Here is a 3,949-nt window from a genome sequence, read left to right as displayed (position 1 = left end):
GAAAAACCCGGTGGTTCGGAGCGCCATCAGGATCTCGATGTCCTCCGCCTCGCCCTCGCCCAGCATCACCGGCGGCAGCGCCAGCAAGCGATCGGCCCAGTCTCCGGCCGCCGCTGCCGAGACCGCGCGGCCGGTTTTGGGCGAGACATAGGCCAGCCCCTCCGTCGTGCCGGTGACCGCGCAGGCCGAAAGATCCAGCCCGTAGCCGAGATCCTCCAGCAGCGCCATTTCCCAGTGCAGATAGCCCAGCGGCCAGAGCTCTTCGTTGTCGAGAAGATCCAGGAGCGCCTCGCTGCGGCGATAGAGATCCGGGTGCGCTTCGCGCTCCGGCAGGGCAAAGGCCAGAAGCCCGCAGACCGCGTTGAGACCGGCCAGCGCCAGCCGCCCCGAAAAGGCCGCCGCGGCGCGGCTGCGCAGGGGTTCGGCCTTATAGGTGCCCAGGTGATCTTCGAGCCGGGCGGACCATTCCAGCGAGAGCTGCGCGCCCGGTTGCAGAAGGATGCCTTGATCGCGCCAGTCCATGGATCAGTCGAGCCCCGGTTCATCCAGCAGGTGGCGGCCCTGGCGGTCTTCGACCTCGATCACCCAGAGATCGCTGTCAAACTGGCGTTGCCTGGCGATGGAGGCGTCCACCTCGGCCTCGGGGCCGCTGGCGTGTTCGATCCATTTGCGGGCGCCGCTCATCAGATCAAAGCTGCGCTGGTAGGCGACCGCCTTACCGTCCAGCGTGTTGAGCTTGACCAGCACCGCACCGGCGGTGTCATCGCCATGGGCGGTGACAAAGGCGGGGATGTCCTGAAAGCGCAGCCGGGCGAGATAGGCATCAACCCAGAAACGGGCGGTGAGGCGGGTCATGGGGGCTCCTGTTGCTGACTGGGCCGCACCCTCGGTGCGCGCGGCGGGGATGGAGGCCTCCGGCGGGGATATTTGGAAAAAGATGGAAGCCCAGCCGGTGGCTTTGGCTCAATTGCCGTCTTTGAATTCCAGCCCCATTTCCGAGTAGCGTTCGGATTCTTCCAGCCAGTTGGGGCGCACCTTGACCTGGAGGAAGAGATGGACCTTGCGATCCAGGAATTCCTCCAGCTCGGCGCGGGCGGCCTGGCCGACGGCCTTGATGGTTTCGCCGCGTTTGCCGAGCAGGATCCCCTTGTGGCCGTCGCGCACCACATAGACCACCTGATCGATGCGGGCGGAGCCGTCTTTGCGCTCCTCCCATTTTTCGGTCTCGACGGTGAGCTGGTAGGGCAGTTCCTGATGCAGGCGCAGGGTGAGTTTCTCGCGGGTCATCTCGGCGGCGATCATGCGCAGGGGCAGATCGGCGATCTGATCCTCGGGGTAGAGCCAGGGGCCTTCGGGCATCTCGCCCGCCAGCCATTGGCGCAGATGGTCGGTGCCATGGCCCTTTTCGGCGGAGATCATGAAGGTCTCGGCAAAGGGGTAGCGGTCGTTGAGATCCTTGGTCAGGCCGAGGAGCGCATCGGATTGCACCCGGTCGATCTTGTTGATCGCCAGGGCGACGCGGCGATTGCCGGCGACATCGGCGAGGTTTTCCAGGATGCGCTCGACGCCTTCGGTGATGCCGCGATGGGCCTCGACCAGCAGGACGATCAGGTCGGCATCGGCGGCCCCGCCCCAGGCGGCGGCGACCATGGCGCGATCCAGACGGCGGCGCGGCTGGAACAGGCCCGGCGTGTCGACAAAGACCAGCTGACTGTCGCCCTCTATCGCCACGCCGCGAATGCGGGCGCGGGTGGTCTGCACCTTATGGGTCACGATGGAGACCTTGGCCCCCACCATGCGGTTGAGCAGGGTGGATTTGCCCGCGTTGGGCTCGCCGATGAGGGCGATAAAGCCTGCGCGTGTTGTCATGTTGCTTGCTCCAGCTTGGTCAGCAGCGCCTTGGCCGCAGCCTGTTCCGCCAACCGTTTGGATCCGGCGGTGGCTTGTTCCTCGGTGCCGTCCTGAAGGCGGACGGCAATGGTAAAGACGGGTTCGTGATCGGGGCCGCTGCGCGCCACCAGAACGTAATCGGGCGGCGGCTGGCGGCGGGCCTGCACATATTCCTGCAAGGCGGTCTTGGGGTCGCGGGCGTCTTCCTCGACGGTGCCGATGCGATCGCCCCAGAGCCGCAAGATCACCTCTTGTGCGGCCTCGAAACCGGCGTCCTTGTAGATCGCGGCGATGACCGCCTCCATCGCGTCACCCAGCAGCGCCTGTTTGCGCCGCCCGCCCGAGAGCATCTCGGAGCGGCCCAGTTTCAGCACCGCGCCGATGTCGATCTGGCGGGCCACATCGGCGCAGGCCTCCTTGCGCACCAGCGCGTTGAAGCGCGGCGCCAGCTGGCCTTCGCTGGCCTTCCTGTCATACTCCAGCAGCGCCGTGGCCATCACCAGCCCCAGCACCCGGTCGCCGAGAAACTCCAGCCGCTGGTTGTCCTGCCGGTTGGGCGAGGAGACCGAGGGGTGGGTCAGCGCACGGATCAGGAGCGCGGGGTCGGCGAAGTCATGGCCAAGGCGGGTCTGAAACGCGCGAATTTCTTTCGATAGCTTCACTTGATCTCCTTGAAGACACGGCTCCAGCGCCAGTTTGACACCGCCCAATACGTCGCGGCGGGCTCTGATACAAGCACACGGGCCACAGGCCCCACCAGGTTTTCCCCGGCAATGAAGCCCGCGCCGCCGGCGATCAGCGGCATCCGGCTGTCTGCTGAGTTATCACGATTGTCGCCAAGGAAGAAGTAGTGGCCCGCCGGCGCGGTGAACACGGGGGTCATGTCGCCTCCTCCCGGGGCAGACACTGCGGATCAGCCGCTAATGCAGCATAAAAAAGCAAAAAGGCCGCGGCAAACATGCCGCGACCTGTGGGGCCGCGCCAGTTCAGCGCGGCTCCGATAAAGCGGGAAAGCATCAGTGGATCGCCTTGAAAAAACGATCCCCGCGCCAGGTCCAGAAGAACAGCATGGAGCGACCGGCGGAGGAGAACATGATGCGATCCGCACGGCCGATGAGGTTTTCAAACGGCACATAGCCAACGCCACCGACCGACTGATCCACCCGGCTGTCCGCCGAATTGTCGCGGTTGTCGCCCATGAAGAAGAAATGCCCCTCCGGCACGTGATAGATGCCCGTGTGGTCGCTGCCCTGATCGCCGATGTTCAGGATCGCGTGCGAGACGCCGCCCGGCAGGGTTTCGATCTGACGGGATTTGATACAGGCGCCGCCCTGCCCCACCGGATCGTTTTCGCAGCGCGGGAAATGCCCCTGCGGCCCCTGGCGTTCCATCGTCTCGACGAATTCGCCATCGTCCATCAGGCCGACCGCCGCGCCGTTGATCTGTAGCACACCGTCCTTGACCTGGATCTTGTCACCGGGCAGGCCGATCAGGCGTTTGATGTAATCGGTGCCATTCACAGGGTGGCGAAAGACCACCACATCGCCGCGTTCCGGCATGCGCCCGAGGATGCGGTTGTTGTCGCCATCAAGGAAGCCGCAGAGATCCTTGGCGTCGATGTTCACCCCAACCGCGCCGAGGCGGATCGACGGGCAGGAGGCATAGGAATAGCCATAGGCCATCTTGTTCACAAAGAGGAAATCACCGACCAGCAGCGTTTCCTTCATGGAGCCGGACGGAATCCAGAAGGGTTGAAAAAACAGGGTGCGGAAAACACCGGCGATCAACAGCGCGTAGACGATGGTCTTGATCGTCTCGACAATGGAATTTCCGGTTTTGGTTTGCGACGCCATCAGGCTCTCCGGTTATTTGAGGAGGGGTCGGGGGCTACATGCGGGCGCGCTCGCCGCGAGTCAAGCCATCGCCCCGTTTGCCCGCCACGACCGGCGGCAAAGCGGGGCACGGAGGACACGTGTGCGCAACGCCCTGAGCGGTCTTGGGCCGCTGCGGGGGCTCTCCCGTCCCTTTGACACAGAGGCGGAGCCTCTCTGCAAAGCGT

Annotated in this window: 5 protein-coding genes and 1 pseudogene; all 6 read right to left on the bottom strand. The window is 64.8% G+C overall.

Going from position 1 to position 3,949, the window contains the following annotated elements:
* Positions 1–522 (bottom strand): DNA repair protein RecO (gene recO / locus HCZ87_RS20085; RefSeq protein ID WP_167646805.1); only part of this gene is annotated, 522 nt, incomplete at its 3' end.
* A gap of 3 nt (positions 523–525) precedes the next feature.
* Positions 526–855, bottom strand: coding sequence for a DUF1491 family protein (locus HCZ87_RS20080; protein WP_167646803.1), 330 nt, complete (start codon positions 853–855; stop codon positions 526–528).
* Positions 856–963: 108 nt separating this feature from the next.
* Positions 964–1,869 (bottom strand): GTPase Era, encoded by a 906-nt coding sequence (gene era, locus HCZ87_RS20075; RefSeq protein WP_167646801.1) that lies wholly within the window; start codon positions 1,867–1,869, stop codon positions 964–966.
* Positions 1,866–2,552: a ribonuclease III gene (gene rnc / locus HCZ87_RS20070; protein WP_167646799.1), complete on the bottom strand. Its 687-nt coding sequence runs from the start codon at positions 2,550–2,552 to the stop codon at positions 1,866–1,868. Before rnc ends, era begins: the two co-directional genes overlap by 4 nt.
* 65 nt (positions 2,553–2,617) lie before the next feature.
* Positions 2,618–2,782, bottom strand: a pseudogene (locus HCZ87_RS20065) (S26 family signal peptidase); the annotation flags it as partial.
* Positions 2,783–2,906: 124 nt separating this feature from the next.
* Positions 2,907–3,743 (bottom strand): signal peptidase I, encoded by an 837-nt coding sequence (gene lepB, locus HCZ87_RS20060; RefSeq protein ID WP_167646795.1) that lies wholly within the window; start codon positions 3,741–3,743, stop codon positions 2,907–2,909.
* Positions 3,744–3,949 lie beyond the last annotated feature (206 nt).

Source organism: Phaeobacter sp. HF9A (assembly GCF_011806385.1).
In the GTDB taxonomy this organism is placed as follows: domain Bacteria; phylum Pseudomonadota; class Alphaproteobacteria; order Rhodobacterales; family Rhodobacteraceae; genus Epibacterium.
The sequence above is the reverse complement of the archived record's forward strand: the minus strand, read 5'-3'. Positions and strand labels throughout refer to the sequence as shown.